Source organism: Arenibacterium halophilum, from assembly GCF_005938225.1.
In the GTDB taxonomy this organism is placed as follows: domain Bacteria; phylum Pseudomonadota; class Alphaproteobacteria; order Rhodobacterales; family Rhodobacteraceae; genus Arenibacterium; species Arenibacterium halophilum.
In genome coordinates, this window is record NZ_VCPC01000001.1 from 147,224 (window position 1) to 168,238 (window position 21,015).

25 protein-coding genes and 1 tRNA gene are annotated in these 21,015 nt (G+C 62.0%); 6 read left to right on the forward strand and 20 right to left on the reverse strand.

Annotated elements, in window-relative coordinates; all coding sequences use genetic code 11:
* Window positions 1-17 precede the first annotated feature (17 nt).
* From FGK64_RS00760 to FGK64_RS00835, 16 genes are all read right to left on the reverse strand, one after another.
* Complete coding sequence (locus FGK64_RS00760; RefSeq protein ID WP_138861906.1) at window positions 18-431, reverse strand: DUF3168 domain-containing protein; 414 nt, start codon at window positions 429-431, stop codon at window positions 18-20.
* The gene (locus FGK64_RS00765; protein ID WP_138861907.1) at window positions 428-766 is read right to left on the reverse strand and encodes a head-tail adaptor protein; all 339 of its coding nucleotides are present in this window, start codon (window positions 764-766) and stop codon (window positions 428-430) included. Before FGK64_RS00765 ends, FGK64_RS00760 begins: the two co-directional genes overlap by 4 nt.
* Window positions 763-1,362, reverse strand: a complete 600-nt coding sequence (locus FGK64_RS00770) for a head-tail connector protein (RefSeq protein ID WP_138861908.1) — start codon at window positions 1,360-1,362, stop codon at window positions 763-765. The genes FGK64_RS00765 and FGK64_RS00770 overlap by 4 nt, the downstream gene beginning before the upstream one ends.
* A 170-nt stretch (window positions 1,363-1,532) precedes the next feature.
* Complete coding sequence (locus tag FGK64_RS00775) at window positions 1,533-2,714, reverse strand: phage major capsid protein (protein ID WP_138861909.1); 1,182 nt, start codon at window positions 2,712-2,714, stop codon at window positions 1,533-1,535.
* 32 nt (window positions 2,715-2,746) lie between these two features.
* Window positions 2,747-3,304: an HK97 family phage prohead protease gene (locus tag FGK64_RS00780; protein WP_138861910.1), complete on the reverse strand. Its 558-nt coding sequence runs from the start codon at window positions 3,302-3,304 to the stop codon at window positions 2,747-2,749.
* 30 nt (window positions 3,305-3,334) lie between these two features.
* Window positions 3,335-3,562, reverse strand: coding sequence for a GTA head formation protein, RCAP_rcc01685 family (locus tag FGK64_RS00785; protein WP_138861911.1), 228 nt, complete (start codon window positions 3,560-3,562; stop codon window positions 3,335-3,337).
* Window positions 3,555-4,742, reverse strand: a complete 1,188-nt coding sequence (locus tag FGK64_RS00790; protein ID WP_138861912.1) for a phage portal protein — start codon at window positions 4,740-4,742, stop codon at window positions 3,555-3,557. The genes FGK64_RS00785 and FGK64_RS00790 overlap by 8 nt, the downstream gene beginning before the upstream one ends.
* A 129-nt stretch (window positions 4,743-4,871) precedes the next feature.
* Complete coding sequence (locus FGK64_RS00795; protein ID WP_171053934.1) at window positions 4,872-6,242, reverse strand: DNA-packaging protein; 1,371 nt, start codon at window positions 6,240-6,242, stop codon at window positions 4,872-4,874.
* Window positions 6,151-6,504, reverse strand: coding sequence for a hypothetical protein (locus FGK64_RS00800; RefSeq protein ID WP_138861913.1), 354 nt, complete (start codon window positions 6,502-6,504; stop codon window positions 6,151-6,153). Before FGK64_RS00800 ends, FGK64_RS00795 begins: the two co-directional genes overlap by 92 nt.
* Window positions 6,505-6,705: 201 nt before the next feature.
* A complete protein-coding gene (gene mltG / locus FGK64_RS00805) occupies window positions 6,706-7,860 on the reverse strand; it encodes an endolytic transglycosylase MltG (protein WP_138861914.1) in 1,155 nt (384 codons plus the stop codon).
* Window positions 7,860-9,119 (reverse strand): beta-ketoacyl-ACP synthase II, encoded by a 1,260-nt coding sequence (fabF, locus tag FGK64_RS00810; protein WP_138861915.1) that lies wholly within the window; start codon window positions 9,117-9,119, stop codon window positions 7,860-7,862. Before fabF ends, mltG begins: the two co-directional genes overlap by 1 nt.
* A gap of 125 nt (window positions 9,120-9,244) precedes the next feature.
* A complete protein-coding gene (locus FGK64_RS00815) occupies window positions 9,245-9,796 on the reverse strand; it encodes a GNAT family N-acetyltransferase (protein WP_138861916.1) in 552 nt (183 codons plus the stop codon).
* Window positions 9,797-9,941: 145 nt separating this feature from the next.
* A complete protein-coding gene (locus FGK64_RS00820) occupies window positions 9,942-10,175 on the reverse strand; it encodes an acyl carrier protein (protein ID WP_037309926.1) in 234 nt (77 codons plus the stop codon).
* 344 nt (window positions 10,176-10,519) lie between these two features.
* Complete coding sequence (fabG, locus tag FGK64_RS00825; protein WP_138861917.1) at window positions 10,520-11,257, reverse strand: 3-oxoacyl-[acyl-carrier-protein] reductase; 738 nt, start codon at window positions 11,255-11,257, stop codon at window positions 10,520-10,522.
* Between the two features lie 26 nt (window positions 11,258-11,283).
* Window positions 11,284-12,213, reverse strand: coding sequence for an ACP S-malonyltransferase (gene fabD / locus FGK64_RS00830; RefSeq protein WP_138861918.1), 930 nt, complete (start codon window positions 12,211-12,213; stop codon window positions 11,284-11,286).
* 94 nt (window positions 12,214-12,307) lie between these two features.
* Window positions 12,308-12,814, reverse strand: a complete 507-nt coding sequence (locus FGK64_RS00835) for a hypothetical protein (RefSeq protein WP_138861919.1) — start codon at window positions 12,812-12,814, stop codon at window positions 12,308-12,310.
* Window positions 12,815-13,091: 277 nt separating this feature from the next.
* On the opposite strand from FGK64_RS00835, the gene rpsF reads away from it, so the two are divergent.
* From rpsF to FGK64_RS00860, 5 genes are all read left to right on the forward strand, one after another.
* Entirely contained in the window at window positions 13,092-13,445 is a 354-nt protein-coding gene (gene rpsF / locus FGK64_RS00840; protein WP_138861920.1) for a 30S ribosomal protein S6, read from the forward strand.
* 28 nt (window positions 13,446-13,473) lie between these two features.
* The gene (gene rpsR, locus FGK64_RS00845) at window positions 13,474-13,701 is read left to right on the forward strand and encodes a 30S ribosomal protein S18 (protein WP_028957713.1); all 228 of its coding nucleotides are present in this window, start codon (window positions 13,474-13,476) and stop codon (window positions 13,699-13,701) included.
* Window positions 13,702-13,712: 11 nt separating this feature from the next.
* Complete coding sequence (gene rplI / locus FGK64_RS00850; protein ID WP_138861921.1) at window positions 13,713-14,336, forward strand: 50S ribosomal protein L9; 624 nt, start codon at window positions 13,713-13,715, stop codon at window positions 14,334-14,336.
* A 204-nt stretch (window positions 14,337-14,540) separates the two neighbouring features.
* Window positions 14,541-15,011 (forward strand): transglycosylase SLT domain-containing protein, encoded by a 471-nt coding sequence (locus tag FGK64_RS00855; protein WP_138861922.1) that lies wholly within the window; start codon window positions 14,541-14,543, stop codon window positions 15,009-15,011.
* A 118-nt stretch (window positions 15,012-15,129) separates the two neighbouring features.
* The gene (locus tag FGK64_RS00860) at window positions 15,130-15,681 is read left to right on the forward strand and encodes a manganese efflux pump MntP (protein WP_138861923.1); all 552 of its coding nucleotides are present in this window, start codon (window positions 15,130-15,132) and stop codon (window positions 15,679-15,681) included.
* A gap of 93 nt (window positions 15,682-15,774) precedes the next feature.
* Here FGK64_RS00860 and tig read toward each other — a convergent pair whose 3' ends face one another.
* The 4 genes from tig to FGK64_RS00880 form a co-directional block, all read right to left on the reverse strand.
* Entirely contained in the window at window positions 15,775-17,106 is a 1,332-nt protein-coding gene (gene tig / locus FGK64_RS00865) for a trigger factor (protein WP_138861924.1), read from the reverse strand.
* Window positions 17,107-17,295: 189 nt separating this feature from the next.
* Window positions 17,296-18,165 carry a type IV pili methyl-accepting chemotaxis transducer N-terminal domain-containing protein gene (locus FGK64_RS00870; RefSeq protein WP_138861925.1) on the reverse strand — a complete coding sequence of 290 codons (870 nt, stop codon included), beginning with the start codon at window positions 18,163-18,165 and terminating at the stop codon, window positions 17,296-17,298.
* A gap of 108 nt (window positions 18,166-18,273) precedes the next feature.
* Window positions 18,274-18,358 (reverse strand) — tRNA-Leu (locus FGK64_RS00875).
* 82 nt (window positions 18,359-18,440) lie between these two features.
* Window positions 18,441-19,124 (reverse strand): GntR family transcriptional regulator, encoded by a 684-nt coding sequence (locus FGK64_RS00880; protein WP_138861926.1) that lies wholly within the window; start codon window positions 19,122-19,124, stop codon window positions 18,441-18,443.
* Between the two features lie 132 nt (window positions 19,125-19,256).
* Here FGK64_RS00880 and FGK64_RS00885 point away from each other — a divergent pair, with 132 nt between their 5' ends.
* A complete protein-coding gene (locus FGK64_RS00885; protein ID WP_171053935.1) occupies window positions 19,257-20,975 on the forward strand; it encodes a thiamine pyrophosphate-binding protein in 1,719 nt (572 codons plus the stop codon).
* Window positions 20,976-21,015: the final 40 nt, after the last annotated feature.

Consider the following 21,015-nt stretch of genomic DNA (forward strand, 5'->3'; position numbering starts at 1 on the left):
CTCCACAAATTTCATGTTCAGTTATCTTCGACCCGCGCCCGGAACCGCAGATCGATGCGCCGCATCCGTGCGGCGGTTCCAAGCCGGCGCGCGCTCGCGCGTTCGAACCACAGCCCTATCAATCGACCGCGCTCCAGCGTCAGTTCAGCGTCGCACAATCGATCGGCGATCACCGCTGCGGCCGCTTTCGCGCTGGCAAATCCGGCCACTTCGGTCACGACCGAAACGCGCAGAAAATGCAGAGCTCCGTGGCCACTCGAGTCTGAACGGTCGCGCATATCCTCTTCGCCCAGCATGACGTACAGATCGGGCATCTTGCCCGATGGCAGCGCGTCATAGATGGCGTCGCCCACGATCGCGGTCAGCGCCGGGTCGCTGCTCAGGTGCTGATACACCGCAGCCTGTAGCGCGGCTCCGATGGCATAGCTCACGACACCACCTCCTCTTGCGCAAAACAGGTCAGGAACCGGCCATCCGAACCGCAATCTGCCACAGCAAGGATGGGGAAAATCCGCTCGCCCTCGCGAAACCGCTGGTGCGGCATGGGTCGCGACGCCGAGCCATGCGGCGTCGCCCTCACCACAATGCGGTAGGCCACCGCTGAAACCGGCACACCCACTTCGGCACGCTCGCGCCCAGTGCGAGGCTGGACATCCGCCCAAATATCTCCCAGCGGCACCCAGACCTCTTCATAGCCGCCGCCGCCATCCGCCAGGCGCTGACGCATCTCAAGCGTCAGGCGTCGGTTGAGACGCGGCGCGCTCACTGACCATACCCCGGTGTCAACCGGATCGGACGATACCGCTGCACGAGAGAGGTCACGCCGAACGGCATACACCCTTCGCCCAATGCGGTTTCATGCCGGTATTCATAGTAGTGCGACGCCAAAAGCAGAACTGCCTGCCCCAGATCGGCGGGAAGCGCCTCCCAGTTGGCTGCAAAGCCGGCCCTAAAGCGGATCCGCACCCGACCGCTGGGCGGCACCATTGGCAAGGCCGCCCCAAGAGGGCGCAGGCGCGGCCGCTGACTGTCGGGTTCGATCCGGAACTGTGCGACCGGAATATCGGTCTCGTAATCCTGTGCGTTGACCAGCGTTACCTGGACCAGATCGGTCACCGGCGCCACAGGCATCACCTGTCCCGATCGGTCACGCCAGCCAGCCAGTGTCCAGCAGAACTGTCGGATAACAAGAATCTTACTTGTCCGCGCCTCGATCGCCGCAATGGCAGCGCGCAGGAAGCCCTTCAGAACCGGGTCCTGGAGGCCGTCTTCGCCAAATCCCGTTCCAAGCCGCAAGTGCGACTTGAAGGCATCCACCGGCAGGGCCTGATCGGGTACGGTGGTTTCTTCGATCAACATCATGAATTCACTCCGCAACCTCGGAACCCTCCGGCTCGGGGATAGACTCCCGATGGCGGACGCGTGCGTCTCCACATTGCTCGGACGGAGGGGAGCAGCTAGACAACATGGAGGGGTTTGTTCACGCGCCCGCCGCGAAGCCGGTTGCCCGGCCCCACATCCGACGTCACCGGTCAGGAAACGCCGAATTTCAGCAGCTTGATCGCGGCGAAATCGGAAATATCGCCGCCAACACGCTTGGTTGCATAGAACAGCACATGGGGCTTGGCGCTGAAGGGATCGCGCAGAACCCGAAGGTCGGGCCGTTCGGCAATGGTATAGCCGGCACCGAAATCGCCAAAGGCCACGGCAAAGCTGTCGCTGGCAATATCGGGCATGTCCTCGGCGACCACCACCGGGTAGCCAAGCAGGCGCGCCGGTTCGGCAGCGGCCAGCCCGTCGCTCCACAGGAAGCGCCCGTCGGCGTCCTTCAGCTTGCGCACGGCGCCCGCGGTTTTCGAGTTCATCACGAAACTCGCCCCGGCCCGGTACCGCGCGCCAAGCGCGTAGACCAGGTCGATCACCGCATCGCCGCCGCCGATATCGCCATCGGCCCCGGTCGCGACATAGCCGATGTTGCCCCAGCTCCACGTGTCGTTGTCCACCGTGGTGTGGTCCAGTATGCCGCGCGGCTTGTCGATGCCGTCGCCGTTGATGAAGGCATCCGCCTCGGCACGGGCAAACTTGTCGGCGATCCGCTCTGCCAGCCAGCCTTCGACATCGAAGGCGCTGTCGTCCAGCAACCGCTGCGAAGCCTTGGGCAGTGCGCTCAGCTCATGCAGCTGAATAGATATCCGGTCAATCTGCGGCGTAGCGGTTTCAGTGGTCGCTGCCGTCTCGGTCGCCCAACCAGCGCCGATGTCGGCCTGATCGACAAGCACATCAAAGGTCGTTGCCTCGACGTTCACGACAGCCGCAACCGACCGCAGCGACCCGGTAGAGTACAGCACCGATTTCACGCGGTCCGAGGTCTGGGGGTCGACAAGGTAACCGCCATCGCTGTTGACGACGGTCGACAGCGATTTGTGCTCGATCTCAAGGCCGCGCAGGGCATCGTCGTCACCGTTGCGCAGGTAGGCATTGAACGCCTTGCGATGCGGTGCCCCAAGATCCGCCGACGCAGCCAGCTGCGGCCGGGCGGCAAGTTGTGATTTACGATCCAGCATTGTCAGTCGCTCTTCCGTCTGTTGAAGTTTCGATTTAACTCCGTCCTGAAATTCTTTGAAATCGCGCAGGAAATCACTCATCGCGACTTTCACCTCCTGAACCGGGCTTGCTGCATCGCCGTTCCAGGCCTTCGTCTCGCTCTTGCTCATAAGACCAATCCTTCAATTAAGTTTCGCGTGGCTCACAGCCGCACCAGTTCCTGGCGCGCGCGTTCCAGCGCCTCGGCCAGTTCGCGCAGATCCGCCCAGGCGCCCGGGTCATCCGCCTTGCCTGACACCCGTGCACTGGCCAGCATCGGAAAAGTGACGAGCGAGACCTCCCACAGGTCCAGCTCGATCAGCACCCGGTGGCCCTTGTCGTCTTTCGTGGCTCGCACGGTACGATACCCGATCGACAATCCATCAATGGCCCCGGCGCCAATCAGCGCCACAGCCTCGCGGCCACACTGCGTACTGTCCAGTATCCGCCCTTTGACCCAGAGGCCCCGCGCATCCGAGCGCACTTCGTCCCAGACACCGATCGGCTGGGCCGGGTCGTGCTGCCACAGCATTTTCAGCTTCCGCCCGGTCTCGGCCAGCCGTTCGATGGCGCCGTCATAGGCCCCTTTGCGGACGATATCTCCGGATTGGTCGGGTTCATCGAACAGGCTGGCATAGCCCTCGATGACCGCGGCATCATCCACGCGCAAGGCTGTGCCAAAGCGTGCGAACTTGTGTTCCAGCCCACCTTCGATTTCCATGCTGAACTCCTGAGGTTTCAAATTTTCGCTTCATGGGGCCGCGACAAGGATCGACTCGAAGGCCTGCGCCAGGATCACGGCGACCACGCCGTAAACCGTCAGCCACAGACGCCGCTCCAAGCGCTCCATCATCTCTTCCAGCCGGTCCAACCGCTTATTCAGGTTCTCGTGGTGCGCTTGATAAACCTTCTCATGCGCCACCATCCGCAGACCCGGCTCGCATTCGAACGATTTGTATTTGGGCCATTCTTCACGCATCCCGCCCGCCTTCCGGCAGCGCCGGCAACCCAAGCAAAGCGCGCTTTTCGGCATCCGTCAGGAATTCCGCGTTTGATACCCGCGCCCATTGCGCATCGCGTTCGGCTGCCAGCGCTGGCACCTGATCCAGATCGGGCTTCAGTTCCATAACCTCACCCGTGAAACACGACAGCCACGCCGAAAGGGCAGATGCAACCCGCGTCGCCAGCGGCAGAACCGTCAGTCGGAAAAAGGCGCGGTTTGCCTCCTGATAATTCGCATAGGTGGCATCGCCTTGAATCCCCAGCAGCATCGGCGGCACGCCAAAGGCCAGCGCGATTTCCCGCGCGGCGGCTTCCTTGGTTTTCTGGAACTCCATATCGCTGGGCGAAAATCCCATCGGCTTCCAATCAAGCCCGCCCTCCAGAACCATCGGCCGTCCGGCATTCCGCGCGCCCTGGAAATTGGCCTCGATTTCCGCAGACAGACGCTGAAACTGGTCATCGGCCATGGTGCCCTGCCCATCCGCGCCGTGGTACACCAGCGCTCCACTCGGCCGCGCCGCGTTGTCCAGCAGCGCCTTCGACCAGCGCGAGGCGCTGTTGTGCACATCCACTGCCATTGCAGCGGCCTGCAAGGGCGACAGCCCGTAGTGGTCGTCCTGCGGGTGGAAGCTGCGGATATGGCACACCGGAGAAGCCGCGCAGGTTGCGTCGAACCGGTGCTTGCGCCCGCTTACAGCATATTCATACCCCATCGGCCAACCATCAGCTCCGGGAATGACACGCATCCGGTCGGACCGCAGCACATGAAGCTCCAGAGGCAACTCCGCATCTTCTCCGACCGCCTCGATATAAGCGTTTCCGGTCAGCAGCAGCTGACCGAACAGCGCCTCCAACAATTCGGCCCGTCCCTGTGCAAGGTTCGGGCGTTTGATCAGGTTCAGCACCGGATGGCTGTCATACCGCCGGCTGGCATCCTGCAACACCAGCGGAAGCGCCGCCGCTGCTTCGGCAATCAACTTGACCGAGCGAAATCCGATCGGATTACCGGAAAACCCCGTCTTGGTCAGTGTCACCGTATCGCGCGGGCTCCACGCCACACGACCGGCACTGTGGTAGGCCACAACCGCTCCTGTCGCGCTCGCCTTTTGCTCCGGGGTCTCCCCTTGTGTTCTGAGGCGAAGGAAGTCCAATACCATGATTGTTGCTCCTGATCTGCGCTGGGCACCGGCCGGCCCGGATGGCCGGGTCGATGCGTTGGAAAAATCAATGACAGCAAAGTGCTAACGGCCACAAAAGCGACCGTACGGTGGTCAGCGAAGGGCGCGTTACAACATGCGCAGACTGGGCCGCCTATAATGGCGCGCAGGTGCGATCATCAGCTCGTGCAACGCCCAGACCAACGCATCCACCCGGTCGGGAGAGCCTTCTCCCTCGTACCCGCGCGGCGTCATCCGGCTCATCTGCTCTTCCAAATCCAGCAGGCCCTCGGCATGGCGCACCCGCCCCTGCTGATACAACGCCGCCACCGGCTCGGCGCGCGCGATCTTGCCACGTGCCGCATGGACGGCCTTGTAGGGCACGAACGGATCAACCTGCCGGATCACCTCTTCGACAAGCTGCCCCCCCTGATTAACCTCGGCGATCAACCGTTCGGCGCCGTATTGATCCATCGCCGCAATTGCGGCACAGGCCCAGCCCACCGGCCCGACACCCCGGATCGTGCAATCGGCCAGCACATAGGCGCGCCAATCCTGCGGGGGCCCCTGTGTCTGTGCGCCCGCAACGATGATCCCGCAGGCGTCGGATTTGTCATTGCTGCTAACTGCCGGGTCCAGCGCCACGATCACACGATCCATCGCCGGGATCGTCCTGATCCGGGCCTGCTCGATCATGTCATGCGTCCACAGCGCGCCTTCGGTATCCACCAGCATGACACCGTCCAATTCCTGCCGACCAAGCCGGGTGCCCGAATACATCCGCCGCACTTCTTCCAGGAAACTCTTGGCCAGATTGGCGCGGTTGGCTTCGGTCGGGGCCTGGCTGGTCACCGTTGTCTCCATCGACAAGACCATTTTCAGCACCTCAACGTTGCGCGGTGTCGTCGTCACACAGGCTTGGGGAAAATCTCCCAGACGCAGCGCGAATTGCAGCATGTCCCACGTCTCGCGACCGCGCCGCCACTTGGCCAACTCGTCCAGCCAGGCGGCATCGAACTGCGGCCCCCGCAGCCGCTCGGGATCGCTTGCAGAAAACGCCTGCGCCTCTGCCCCATTTGGCCAGATCAACTTGCGTTCGGTGATCTTCCATTCCGGGCGTCGGTCGGGCGGCGAACAGGTCATGATCCCGCTGTCGCCGAGGATCATGACATCGCGCACCTGGTCATAGGTCTCGCCAACCAGCGCCACACGCCGCGCCACCCCGGGTTCCAGCGGGCACGACCCTTCAACCTTGCCGCGTACCCATTCCGCCCCGGCCCGTGTCTTGCCGGCACCCCTGCCTCCCATCACCACCCATGTGCGCCAATCCCCCTCTGGGGGCAACTGATGCGGCATCGCCCAGAAATCGAAAAGAAAAGGGAGAGCGCAAAGCTCTCCCTCGGTCAGATCATTCAGAAATTTCGTCCGCGTCCGAGCTTTCGCGAAGGCGATCAAGCCGGCTCCCGATCTCAGATCGGGCGTTCGCAAGGTCGAGCGCATACCCCCCTTTCGCGATACCGGCCTGGCTTCTGTATTGTTCGACAAGGCTCGCCTCTACTTTCTGGCAGGTACGGATCAGCCCCTCGACTGCAGCGATCTGCTTGCTAGCGGTTCCAACTTCTGTTTCGTCTCCGGCCTGCAAATTCTGGCACAGTGCCTCTGCCTGCTGGCGCACACGGCGCACCGAATCCTGTAGGGATCGCAAAAGCTCTGCGGTCCGGGACATCTGCTCGCCCGGTGTGATCATCGTCTTGTCGGTCATCGTGTCCTCTCGCGTTGGGTCGGCCCACCGCTCGAGAGAAAAGCAAACAGCCGCAGGCGAACCGGCGGCTGTCAGACTTTTTCTAGCATAGGAAATATATACGCTGGACCGTACGCAATGTCAAGGCATTTCACCTGAACCGTACGAGCTAAGCGTTCGTTATCATTAAGGTTTTGTAAACCATGATGATCAGCGAGCGGATCAGTTATTGGCCCGCTGCGCCTCGATTTCTCGCCATTTTGCGACGTTGCGATTATGCTCTTCCAAGGTGGTGGCAAAGGCATGGCCGCCTGAACCATCCGCCACGAAGAATACATATTCCGTCTCGGCCGGGGCTACTGCAGCCTGCAGGCTTGCCAGCCCCGGGTTCGCGATCGGGGTCGGCGGAAGCCCTTCGATCACATAGGTATTCCAGGGCGTTACCCTGCGCAGCTCGCTCTGACGCAGCCCGCGCCCCAGAACGCCCCGCCCCTTGGTCAGCCCGTAGATCACGGTCGGATCGGTCTGCAGTCGCATCCCGGCATTCAGGCGGTTGACGAAGACGCTTGCCACTTCACCGCGCTCTTCCGGAACGCCGGTTTCCTTCTCGATAATCGAGGCCAAAATCAGCATCTCGTCCGGCCCGCTCAGCGGCAGATCGGGTTCGCGCGCGGCCCAGACTGTTGCAATCCGTTCTGCTTGTCGCTCAGCCATCACATCCAGAATGGCCTGCCGGTCACCGCCTACGGTCACCTCGTAGCTGTCTGGCGCCAATGTGCCCTCGCCCGGAACCGCCGCAACCTCGCCCTCCAGCAGGTCCATCGCTTTCAGTGCCTCGACCACCTGCCAGCTGGTCACGCCCTCGGCCAGCGCGATGCGATAGCGCGTATCAGATTCACCCCGTTTGGCACTGAACTCGGCCGGCGCCTCATCTAACAGCGGGTCGAATTCTGCGGTAATTTCGAATTGGTTCGTCGCCGGGTCCAACTCGCGCACCTGGGTCTGCACCCGGGTCACGCCCACGCGATACACGATCTCGGTGCCGCAGGTGCTCGCGCCACCACGGGTGATCTGGTCAACGATCTGCTCCATCGAGGCGTTGGATTCGACAAGAAAGCTTCCCGCCTTCAGCGATTGCGCCTTGTCGGTATAATCGGCGCCAATCCGGAAAATCGCGGCATTGGTCACCGCGTTCTGCCCTGCCAGATCGCGGCTGACCCGCGCCATGTTAGAACCGCGCTCCACCCGAAGGCAGATCGGCTCTTCCAACGGGCCCTGCGCCACATACTGGCTCTTGCCCCACAGGATGATGCCCCCGACAAGGAACAACACGACCACAAGGATCGTCAGCATGTTAGAGGCAAGGCTTCGCCACATTAGTCGATCTTTCCGAAAATCACGCTGGCATTGGTGCCGCCGAAACCAAAGGAATTCGACAGCGCATATTTGATCGCGCGCTCACGCTTGGCGTTCGGCGCCAGATCCACCTTGGTTTCAACCGCCGGATTGTCGAGGTTGATCGTCGGCGGCGCCACCTGATCGCGGATCGCAAGGATCGAGAAGATCGCCTCGATCGCCCCGGCCGCACCGAGCAGGTGGCCGGTCGCCGATTTCGTAGATGACATGGTGACCTTGCTCGCCGCGTCACCCATCATGCGCTCAACTGCGCCCAATTCGATGGTGTCAGCCATGGTGCTGGTGCCGTGCGCGTTGATATAGTCGATGTCCTTCGGCTCCAGCCCCGCCCGCTTCAGCGCCGCGCGCATCGACCGTTCCGCTCCGTCACCGTCTTCAGAGGGCGCAGTGATGTGATAGGCATCGCCAGACAAGCCATATCCCACGACTTCTGCGTAAATCTTGGCGCCGCGCGCCTTGGCGTGTTCGTACTCCTCCAGCACGACACATCCCGCGCCTTCGCCCATCACGAACCCGTCGCGGTCGGCGTCATAGGGGCGGCTGGCCTTTTTCGGATCGTCGGCGCGCTTGGTGCTCAGCGCCTTGCAGGCGTTGAACCCGGCAATCCCGATCCGGCAGATCGCGGCCTCGGCGCCACCGGCGACCATCACGTCCGCATCGCCAAAGGCAATCAGCCGGCTGGCATCCCCGATCGCATGGGCGCCAGTCGAACAGGCTGTCACCACCGAATGGTTCGGCCCCTTGAAGCCGTACTTGATGCTCACCTGACCCGAGATCAGGTTGATCAGCGCGCCGGGCACAAAGAACGGGCTGACGCGACGCGGGCCCTTTTCTTCCATCATCACCGCCGTGTTGGCGATGGAATTCAGCCCCCCGATGCCCGAGCCGATCAGAACCCCGGTGCGCTCTTGTCCATCCTTATCCGTCGGCAACCAGCCCGAATCCTCAACCGCCTGCTGTGCGGCCGCGATCCCGAACATGATGAAGGTGTCGACCTTCCGCTGCTCCTTGGGCTCCATATATTTGTCGGCGTTGAACGTCCCATCCGAGCCATCGCCACGCGGCACTTCGCAGGCATAGGTCGTGGTCAACCCTTCCGTGTCGAATTGCGTGATCGGCCCAGCGCCCGACTGCCCGTCCAGAATCCGGGACCAGCTTTCCTCTACGCCGTCCGCCAGCGGCGTCACCAGCCCCAGTCCGGTTACAACAACTCTGCGCATGTGCTGCCCTCTTGCCCGTTGCGTCGGCCCGTTTCGGCCCACGGTTGCCAATTGCGAAACGCTCTTACCCCGCACAGGGCGGCGGGGGCAAGTCCTGACGGCTTCCGCCGCTCGTAACACGCTGCCTAGACATGGCCTGCCGGACCATCGCGACGCATCAGCGCGACCTGCTGCTGTCGCCCGTCATGGGTGATCTCGATCTGCCGCAACTCGCGATAACCCAGATGTTCCGCGATATGCCGTCCCACCGGATTGTCGACTGAAATCCGCGCGACCAGCTTGTTCGGGATCACCCGGTCGAACCAGTCGTGCGCAGCCTGCGCCGCATCCAGCGCCACGCCGCTGCCGCGCGCTTCGGGCACCATAAGCCAGCCGACTTCCGGAAACGTGTCGAATTCCTCGTCCACCGGCGTGCTGCCGTAAAGGAACCCAAGATGGCCGATCATCTCTCGCTGGCGCTGGTCCATGACGGCCCAATGGCCGAACCCGGCCATCTGCCAGTGCCCCGCATTGCGCAGAAACGTCTCCCACGCGCGACGTCTGTCGCGCGGCGCGCCGGAAATCGTGCGTAACGCATGGGGCATGGCCCAGATTTCCGCGTATCTGCCGAAATCCTCGGGGCGCATTGCCCGCAAGGTCACCCGCGACGTGTTGATGTTTGGGATGGATCGGATCATTTGGCGCCCGTCCTGTCGATGTCTGCTCTCGCCCCATCTGTGACAGGTTGCGCGCGCCCGGCGCAAGCCCCTTCCAAGCCGCACAAACGAAAACGGCGCCGCCCCGCCGGGGCCGCGCCGTTTCCGTAACTCTACCGACCTGAAATCAGGAGGCTTCGTTGATGAATTTCACTGCATCGCCAAAGGTTTGGATGGTCTCGGCGGCGTCATCCGGAATCTCGATCCCGAACTCTTCTTCGAACGCCATAACCAGCTCGACGGTGTCGAGGCTGTCAGCACCCAGATCGTCGATGAACGATGCGTTCTCGGTCACCTTGTCTTCTTCAACACCAAGATGTTCAACAACGATCTTCTTAACGCGGTCTGCGACGTCGCTCATGTCCGTTCCTCATTCTCTTGCGGGCCCTTGGCCCATTTTGCCCTGGCTCGCTGCCGGGTGGCTTGGTTTCGCCCCACAGCGGGACGGCTCTTCCCCGGCGAACCGGGACAGGCAGGAGCGGACATTTGCCCCCCTGCCGGAATCTGCGCCGCTATAGCATAGACCACGCTAATGGCAAACGCTTTCACAATATATGGTACGACCCTCTGATCTTCCTCTTTCAGACCCGGCACTAGCGCAATTGAGCCACTGGGCCCGTACGTCCTGATCGCCCCCTTCGGAATGCTTACCCACAGCCCGCGAGCGATGCAACACATGCCTGTGATCGGCATGCATTGGGCACACTAAAGCATGGCCATGCCACCATTCACATGCAGCGTCGCCCCGGTGACATAGGCCGCCTCGGGACTCGCCAGATACAGAACAGCAGCGGCGATCTCTCCGGGTTCGCCCATGCGCCCGGCAGGCACCTGCCCCAGAATCCCCGACTTCTGATCGTCAGTCAGCTTATCGGTCATCGCTGTGGTGATAAAACCGGGCGCCACCGTGTTCACCGTGATTCCACGGCTCGCAACCTCGTAGGCCAGCGATTTGCCCATGCCCACCATGCCGGCTTTGGCCGCGGCATAGTTGCCCTGCCCCGGATTGCCCGTCGCGCCGACCACGGACGAGATATTGACGATCCGACCCCACCGCGCCTTCATCATGCCGCGCAATACGCCTTTGCACAGCCGGAACGTCGAGGTCAGGTTCACATCCAGCACGCTTTGCCATTCATCGTCCGACATCCGCATGAACAGGTTGTCACGGGTGATCCCGGCGTTGTTGACCAGAATATCGACCGCGCCCATCGCCTCGGCCGCCTGCTTGGGAAGCGCGGTGACGGCCTCGGCGTCGGACAGGTTGCACGGCAGCACATGCGCGCGCTCGCCCAATTCGGCCGCAAGGGCCTCCAGCGGCTCGACCCGGGTGCCGGACAGTGCCACCGTCGCCCCGGCGCCATGCAGCGCCTTGGCGATCTCGCCACCGATACCCCCGGATGCGCCGGTAATCAGCGCGCATTTACCTGTCAGATCGAACATGTCTGTTCCTTTCGCTCTTGCGCAGGTCAGGCCAGCGCGGCTTTTACATCGTCGGGGGTGCCCACGGGTTTGCAGGCGATGTCGCGATTGATGCGTCGCACCATACCCGACAGCGCCTTGCCCGCGCCCACCTCGTACATTTCGGTCACGCCGGCGGCCGCCATGGCCTCGACGCTTTCGCGCCAGCGCACGGCGCCGGTGACCTGTTGCACCAGCAAATCGCGAATCTGTTCCGGATCGGTGACCGGCGCGGCCAGAACGTTTGCAACCAAAGGCACCACCGGAGCATTGATTTCCACCTCCGCCAGCGCGGCGGCCATCACATCCGCCGCAGGCGCCATCAGCGCGCAATGGAACGGCGCGCTGACCGGCAGCAGCACGGCCCGCTTGGCGCCACGGGTCTTGGCAATCTCGACCGCGCGTTCCACGGCGGCCTTGTGGCCCGACACAACCACCTGCGCCGGGTCATTGTCGTTTGCCGCCTCGCACACCTGATCGCCGGCCGCCTCTGCCGCAACCTCGCGCGCGGTGGCCAGATCAAGCCCCAGCAGCGCCGCCATGGCGCCAAGTCCCACGGGCACCGCTTCCTGCATCGCACGCCCGCGCGTCCGCAGCAGACGCGCCGCATCGGCCACGCTCAGGCTGCCTGCGGCCGCCAGCGCCGAATATTCGCCCAGCGAATGCCCCGCCACAAAGGCGGCATCACTAACCTTGAATCCTTCGGCCTCCAAAGCGCGCAATGCCGCGATCGAGGTCGCCATAAGCGCCGGCTGCGCGTTCTGGGTCAGCGTCAGCACATCGGCCTCGCCGTCCCAGATCAGTTCGCTCAACTTCTCGCCCAAGGCTTCGTCAACTTCGTCGAACACGGCCCGCGCCACCGGATAGGCCTCGGCCAGCGCCTGCCCCATACCGATCGTTTGCGCTCCCTGTCCGGGAAAAATCAACGCCTTGCTCATGGTGCTCTCCTCGCAGAATTGCGAAGGGCATAGCCCGGCCCAAAGGCGCTGGCAACGCCCCTGCCTGCGAATTGAGGCAAAAACAGCTTCCCCGTCAGGCCCGCTCGGTCAGCCTGACCAGACCGCCCAACTGGATGCGCAGCGCCCGGCGCACGTCGGCATCTTCGACTGCCAACCGCATCAACATGCTGCCATCGCGGTCGAACAGTGCCACCACCTGCGCCCCGAAATCGACACTGCCCAGGCTGTCATAGCTGCGTCGAAGGATTGTACGCGGCTCGCCTTTATCGTCTTTTTGCAAAACCCGCACTTCATGCCGGATCGGATCGAAATAGGCATCGGGCTGATTGTCCTGATGGTTTCGCATCAACAGCGCCAACCCGCAGAAGAAGAAAAATACCGATACGCCCAGCTTGAACATGGCCAGATCAGGATCAGAGAGGCTGCCGGGAACAACCCACATTCCGGCAGAGCACAGCAACAAGACGGTTCCCGTGACCCGGAATATCACGACCCGAACTGGCCAGTTGGGCATGAAACGCACCATCACCGGTGCACTGTCTCCAAATCCCGCGACCGCGTCGTCCTTGCCCTGCTGCATCTGTCAGTTCCTCCACACACCATCAATTTCAATAATTTCAACACCGGCCCCGAAATTCCGGCCGGGCTGGTGCGCCAACCTGCTAGAGTCAGAAAGCGTCAAATTTTTGGCAATCGGCGCGGACTCCGGCAATCACGACCGGGCTTGCCTTACCGCTCAAACCCTGTATATGGGCGGCTCCCTGCATATCTACCGAACCGCGCAGACTCTCGTGGCCGGGCCGCAGGGCAAGATGGCCCAGCCTATGAAATGCGCCTTGACATAAACAGGAGTATACATGCCCCTCTACGAGCATGTCATGATTGCGCGTCAGGATCTGTCCAACACGCAAGCCGAAGGCCTTATCGAACATTTTGGCACCGTTCTCACCGACAATGGCGGCAGCCTCGTCGATCACGAGTACTGGGGCGTCAAGACGATGGCCTACAAGATCAACAAGAACCGCAAGGGCCACTATGCCTACCTGCGCTCGGACGCTCCGGCTTCGGCAGTTCAGGAAATGGAACGCCTGATGCGCCTGCACGACGACGTGATGCGCGTTCTGACCATCAAGGTCGACGCCCACGAAGAAGGCCCGTCGGTTCAGATGCAGAAGCGCGACGAACGCGACAACCGTCGCGAACGCCGCTGATCTTGGCTTGAAGAAAGGACACTAAACCATGGCCGCAAAACCGTTTTTCCGCCGCCGCAAGGTCTGCCCCTTCTCGGGCGAGAATGCTCCGGCGATCGACTATAAAGACACCCGCCTGCTGCAGCGCTACATCAGCGAACGCGGCAAGATCGTGCCGTCGCGCATCACCGCCGTTTCCGCCAAGAAGCAGCGGGAGCTGGCCCGCGCCATCAAGCGCGCCCGCTTCCTCGCGCTGCTGCCCTACGCCGTCAAGTAAGGAGAGTTCCGATGCAAGTCATTCTTCTCGAACGCGTGGCCAAGCTTGGCCAGATGGGCGATGTCGTCGACGTCAAACCCGGCTACGCCCGCAACTACCTGCTGCTGCAAGGCAAGGCGCTGACCGCGTCGCAGGCCAACATCGACAGCTTCGAAGCGCAGAAAGCCCAGCTGGAAGCCCGCAACCTCGAAACCCGCAAGGAAGCCGAGGACATGGGCAACCGTCTCGACGGTCAGCAGTTCGTCGTGATTCGTCAGGCCTCTGACGGCGGCTCGCTCTACGGCTCGGTCACCACCCGTGACGCAGCCGAGGCAGCCTCCGAGGCCGGCTTCTCGCTCGACCGCAAGCAGGTTGTGATCGAACAGCCGATCAAGGAACTGGGTCTGCACACGGTCAACGTGACGCTGCACCCCGAAGTCGACGTTACGATCACTCTGAACGTCGCCCGTTCGCCCGAAGAGGCCGAACTGCAGGCGTCGGGCAAGTCGATCCAGGAACTGGCCGCCGAAGAAGAAGCAGCTGCCGAATTCGAGATCTCCGAACTGTTCGACGATATCGGTGGCGCAGCAGCCGACGACTTTGGCGACGATGCCCCCGCGGCACAGCCCGAAGCCGAAGAAGAGCCCAAGGAATAACATTCGGTCAAAGCGCCGATGTTTTGGAAACCGCGCAGTTCGCTGCGCGGTTTTTGCGTTTAGGCCACGGCCAGCCGCGCAAATCGGCATGGTTTCGCCAGAGCCGCGCGAAAACTGGCGGTTCTTCGCCTCGCGAAAGATGCGGGGTTGTCTCATCCTCTCACATGGGTAGCTTGCGCAGGATCCAATTTTTCCGGGTTTCCCATGCTGAACATACGCCGCTTTCTAGGCTTGGCGCTCTGTGCGCTTGCTCTTTCCGCCTGTGCCATGCCCTCGGCCAATGCCCGGGCGCCGTTCGATCCGCCCCTGCACCCCAACGAAACGCCAGAACTACGGCAGTTGATCAACACCTACGCCGATGAATACGAGGTGCCGCGCACCTTGGTGCATCGCCTGGCAATCCGCGAAAGCACGCACCGTCCGGGCGCCATCAACCGCCCCTATTACGGCTTGCTGCAAATTTTGCCCGCCACCGCCCGCTCGATGGGCTTTCGCGGTCAACCCAACGATCTGCTCGACCCGGAAACCAACCTGAAATACGCGGTCAAATATCTGCGCGGCGCCTGGCTGCTGGCGGACGGTTCGCAGGACGCTGCCGTCGGGCTCTATGCGCGGGGCTACTACTACGAAGCCAAACGTCGCGGGATGCTGCAGGAAACCGGGCTGGCCCAATAGGGCCGCCGCCTCAGTTGCGAATGCTTCTGCGTTTCAGTATCAACTGATTGTTTTTATTGCATATTTCATAGATACGCCTATATACACCCCCATAGCCAGGCTGCTTGGGACGTATCGCATGACACCCCTATCCATTGCCGCGATCGCCATTGCGATGTCGCTTGATTCCTTCGTGGTCGCGCTTGCCAGCAATGCGCGCCCGGGCCCCCGGCCCAGCCTGACGCGCGCGTTGAAAACCGGTGCTGTGTTTGGCGCGGTCGAGGCCGCGACGCCGGTGATCGGCTGGGCGATCGGGACCACGGCCAGCCAGTTCATCGTTTCTGTCGACCATTGGATTGCCTTTGCACTTCTGGCCGCCGTCGGGGTGCGCATGATGATGCCAGCCACGCGCGATGCAACACCTGCGCCGACAACTGTCATGGCTCTGCTGTTCGCTGCCGTTGCAACCTCGATCGACGCGATGGCCGTGGGCGTCTCGCTCGCCTTTGCCGAGGTCAATATCCTTGTCGTCGCGCTTGCCACCGGGTTCACGACGATGGCCATGGCCGCGACCGGGCATCTGGCAGGCCGTATGGTTGGCTTTCGGGCGGGTCGTGTTGCCGAAATCGCCGGAGGTATCGCGCTTGTCGGGATTGGCGCCCTGATCCTCATGGAACATCTGGCAGCCTGATCCAGGCTCCCTGTCCAAACCGGACACACCAAGACAAGAAAAAACCCCGGGCATATGGCCCGGGGTTCTTTATGTCAGCCTGTCAAAGACGGATCATTCGTCTTCCAGGGCTTCGACTTCTTTCTGAAGCTCGTCTTTCGAAACGTCCTTGTTCGTGACTTCGGCCAGTTCGAACACGTAATCGACAACCTTGTCTTCGAACAGCGGCGCGCGCAGCTGCTGCTGCATTTGCGGATTGTTCTGTACGAATTCAAAGAACTGACGTTCTTGTCCCGGGTATTGGCGCGCCTGGTTCATGATCGCCTGGGTCATCTCGGCGTCAGAAACCTGAACCTCTGCCTTCTGGCCAAGGTGGGCCAGCAGCAGGCCCAGACGCACGCGGCGTTCGGCCAGCTTGTTGTGCTCGTCGCTGGGGGTGATTTCCGGGTGATCGTGGCCCTGCACGTCGGGGTTTTCCTCGTGCCACAGCTGATGCGCAATCTGGCCGGCTTCGGCTTCGACAAGGCTCGGCGGCAAGTCAAAGCTGACCAGCGCGTCCAGCTCGTCCAGCAGCTTGCGCTTCATCACGGCGCGGGCCGCGCCGGTGTATTCCGCTTCCAGACGCTCGCCAATCTGGGTTTTCAGAGCGGCAAGATCTTCGGCGCCGAATTTCTTGGCCAGCTCGTCGTCGATCTCGGCCGCTTTGGGTGCCTTCACCTCTTTTACGGTGCAATCGAACACCGCTTCCTTGCCAGCCAGATGGGCGGCTTGGTAATCCTCGGGGAAGGACACGGTCACGGCCTTTTCTTCGCCGGCCTTCACGCCAACCAGCTGCTCTTCGAAACCGGGGATAAAGCTGTTGGAGCCCAGTACCAGCGGGTAATCCTCGGCCGAGCCACCTTCAAAGGCTTCACCGTCAACCTTGCCGACGAAATCCATCACGACTTGGTCGCCATCTTTCGCCTTGGTGCCTTTCTTGCGCGGCTCGAAGTTCTGCGCGTTTTCGGCCAGATTGCCCAGCGCCTCGTCGATCTCCGCGTCGCCTGCTTTGACGACCAGCTTTTCCAGCTTGACGGTGCTCAGGTCCACATCCGGGATCTCGGGCAGCGCTTCATACGACATCTCGACGTTGACGTCGTCGCCTTCTTTCCAGTCTTCGTTGGTCATCTTGACTTCCGGCTGCATCGCCGGACGGTCACCGCTGTCCTCGAAGTGCTGGTTCATCGCACCATCGATGGTTTCCTGCATCGCCTCACCAAGAAGACGCTGGCCGAACTGTTTTTTCAGCAGCGGCATCGGCACCTTACCCTTGCGAAAGCCCTTCATCTCGATTTCGGGCTGAGCCTCGACGAGCTTCTCGTTGACCTTCGCGTCAAGCTCGGCGGCCGTGACGGTGATCGCGTATCCGCGCTTCAGACCGTCGTTCAAGGTCTCGGTGACTTGCATGTCCATCCTCACATAAACTGACAGGCCGCCCCTTGGCAGCCTGATGAAATTTGCGTCTTACTAGTTGCGGCGCACAAGGGGATCAAGCGGGAATCGCCCAAGGCCAACAGATCGTCGATCACCAGCGACGCAACGGCAAACGCCGGTGCAGACAGTCCGCACCGGCACCGCTCACGTCAGGCCACAGGTTCAGATGTTTTCGTACATCCACACGGTTTCGTTCATGTCATTCAAAAGCTGGATCGCGGTTTTCATCATCGCATCCATCTCTTCGACAGTGGGGTTGGGCGACTTCAGCACGGCTTCGATATTGCCGCGCATGACATCCCATTGTGCCTCTACCAGCTTCAGCATCTCGGCGATTTCCCAACTGGGTGCTTCGATGACGTCATCACCGATGTTGCCGTATTGCAGATTGTAGAGCGCAGTATCGAACAGATTCATCGTCTTCGACGCACGCGACAGATCGACGTCAGGCGAAAGGCCACTTTTGACCAGACACACCTCGGCCGTCATTTTCATTATTAGCATCCGCTGTCGCCCGGCGACATCAATCGCCCGCTTGAGTTCGGGTACGCCACCGGCGTTGGAATCCGCCACCATTTCCTGTACCGCGGCGTTCATACGGCTCAGCAAATCTGGTGCCATTTCGCGCAGCGGGCCAAGTTCTTCATCTTCGCCCCGGATCAATGCCTGTGCGGCGCCCCGAAATTGTGGCCATATCTGTTCAACCCTGCCCAGCGCCTGAAGCACCGTACCGCTGCGTTCATAGCGGAGCCCCAATTCATCGTCGCCTTGGCGCAGCGCACCAAGAACGTGATCGAATTCGGAAATCGCGGCCTGCGCCGCAGCGGCAGATACGTCGCGGTGAACCCCGTATGTTGCCATGCAACCGAACATCAGAATTTGCTGAGACAGCATTCGCTGCTTACCCGCAAGGTTGATCTTTCGCTGCTGGACTTCGGCCGGGCTCATACCCTCGGCGGCGAAGGTTGTACCTGGCAGGGGCAGCAGGCTTAGCCCAAGCACAAAAGCGATAACAAGACGGATAAGAAACATGCGACGACTCTCCTGAAACGGGCGTTTCCGAATGTCTTGCCGTCAAAGCGTAAAAGAGAGGTTGAAGCCGACAACCGAGCGCCGCCAGTTTCAATCAAATCCGGTCAATGGTGCGGGTGAAGGGACTTGAACCCCCAAGCCTTGCGGCGCCAGAACCTAAATCTGGTGCGTCTACCAATTCCGCCACACCCGCACATGCCCCGGCGCGATGCGCCCCAGCAGGGCACCTCTTAGCAAAGGTTGTTTCGGGATGCGAGAGCAAAACAGCGCCGCCGTCAGGCGGTGTAAAGTTCTGCAAATGCAGCGCGAACCGTGTCCGTGATCGCCTCGAGCCGGCGCTCGATGTGCTTGGCCATCTCTTGCCGCGCGGCTTCGGGGTCGCGGGCCTTGATCGCGTCCAGGATGCGGCGGTGCGGGTCGGTCGTCACCGTGTCGGCGCCGGAGTGTTCGCACAGCGATTTCAGGTCGATCAGGCGGACATAGTGAATGCGGGCGTTCATGTTCTCCAGCATCCGCACCATTTCGGCATTCCCCGCCAGCCGGGTCAGGCGGACGTGGAATTCCTCGTCCAAGCGGGTCAGCTCGACCGGCGAGGTGCCCGGAATATACTCGGGGCGCGAGGTTTCAAGGAACTGCTCCAGCTCGGCGATCTGGGCCGGGTCGGCGCGCAGGGCGGCCAGCCGGGCGGCTTCGCACTCGATGGCGGCGCGCGCCTCGTAAAGCTCCATGATGTGGCCGGGCACCAGCGGGCGACAGAAGAACCCCTGCCCCGCGCGTGAGGTCAGAAAGCCCTCGGCCACAAGCCGGTTCAGGGCCTCGCGCAGCGGCGTTCGGCTGGTATCAAGCCGCTTGGACAGCTCGCTCTCGTTCAAGCGCGAATCGGGTTTGAATTCATAATTTGCGGCCATTTCTTTCAGCCGCAGATACGTCCGCTCGACCGTTCCGGTATTTTTGCTCATGTTCCCAATGCCTTCCGCCCCACGACCGCGCACATGGCCAGTCTGCACAGTTTTCGCGAGATAACAATTGAATTGTACTACGCTCTGTGTATTGATCTGTATACAGCTTGGAATTCAGGAGAGCGCAGGCGTATGACGATGATGAACGGGGCACAGGTGATCCTGAGAATGCTGGAACTGCATGGGGTCGATCATGTCTTTGGCCTGCCCGGCGAAACGACGATCGGCTGGTACAAGGAATGGCAGAAATCGTCGCCCATCGAATTCGTGCTGACCCGGGATGAACGCACGGCCGCCTTTGCTGCGGAATCCTATGCCAAGATCACCGGCAAGCCCGCCGTTCTGGAAGCACCCAGCCCCGGCGTGACCCATTGCACCCCCGGTATCACCGAGGCGTTCCTGTCGTCGGTGCCGATCATCTATTTCAGCTCGGACATTCCGGTGAACCAGGACAAGAAGCACGGGCTGACCGGGGTGGACCAGACCAAGCTGTACGAAAGCATCTGCAAGGAATCCTTTCACCTGACCAACGTGCGCGACATTCCGCACCTGATGCGGCGCGCCTTCCGGGTGGCGACCTCGGGGCGGCCGGCGCCGGTGCACATCCGCGTGCCGATCAACATTTTCCACGACGAGGAAGAGATTACCGATCTCTACGCCGACAGCGATTACAGCGAATACCCCGCGCATCGTCCAGTGGCCGACCACGCCAAGATCCGCAAGGCGATCGACGTGCTGCTTGCGGCGGAAAAACCGGTTATCGTCTGCGGCCAGGGCGCGCTGATCTCGCGCGCGACGCAGGCCATTCTGGATCTGGCTGAGCTGCTGCAAATTCCCGTCGCCACCACCACCCCCGGCAAGGGCGCGATCCCGGAAACGCACCCGCTGTCGCTGCGGGTGGTCGGGGCGCGCGGCGGGATGGAGTATTCCAACGCCTATGTGGGCAGCGCCGATACCGTGTTCTTCGTCGGGTCGAACACCGATTCCAGTTCGACCAACCACTGGAAACTTTACGGCGATCCGGCCACGACGACCTTCCTGCATCTGGACATCGCCGAGGCGCATATCGGCAACAACTACCCGCTGGCCGTCGGCATGGTGGGCGATGCCCGCGCCAGCCTGACCTACATGGCCGAGCTGATCCGCGCCGAGCACCCCGAGTTGGACCGCCCCACGCTGGACCTGACCGAGATGAAGCGCACGGCGCTGGATGCGGTGTTCAACTCCAACATCCCGATGCCCGAAGGCACCGTTTCGCCGGTCAAGCTGACGCAGGCTCTCGATAAACTGCTGCCGCCCAATGCCATCGTCACGGCGGAACCGGGCGTTGCCGCGATCTACCCCTCGGCGCTGTTGTCGGTGCGCGAGGCCGGGCGGCGCTATATCACCAACTATTCGATGGGCGCGCTGGGCTATTCGGTGCCCGCCGGGATCGGCGCGGCCTATGCGGGCGACGGGCCGGTGATTTCCTTCACCGGCGACGGCTCGCTGGCCTTTGTGCTGGGCGATTTCGAAACCATCAAGCGCAGCGGCAAGAACGTCACCGTGATCCTGACGCGCAACGACAATTACGGCTGGATCCGGGGCGAGGCGATCCTGCTGGACGATGTCGACGCGCCCTGGACCACCGATTTCGGCGCGGTCGATTACGTCAAGGTCGCGGAAGGGTTCGGCTTTGCCACAGCGCGCATCACCTCGGCCGACCAGATCGAGGCGACGCTGGCCGAGGCCATCGCCAACCCCGGCGCCAATTTCATCGAGATGATGGTGCCTTCGCAGGACAAGATCATCCCCTTCGTTCCGCCCTGGATCGAAGCCGCGAAAGAGAAAAAGCTGCCGTATTTCTACTGACTGCGGACGGCTCCGGCGGGCCTTCGGGGCCGCCATCCAA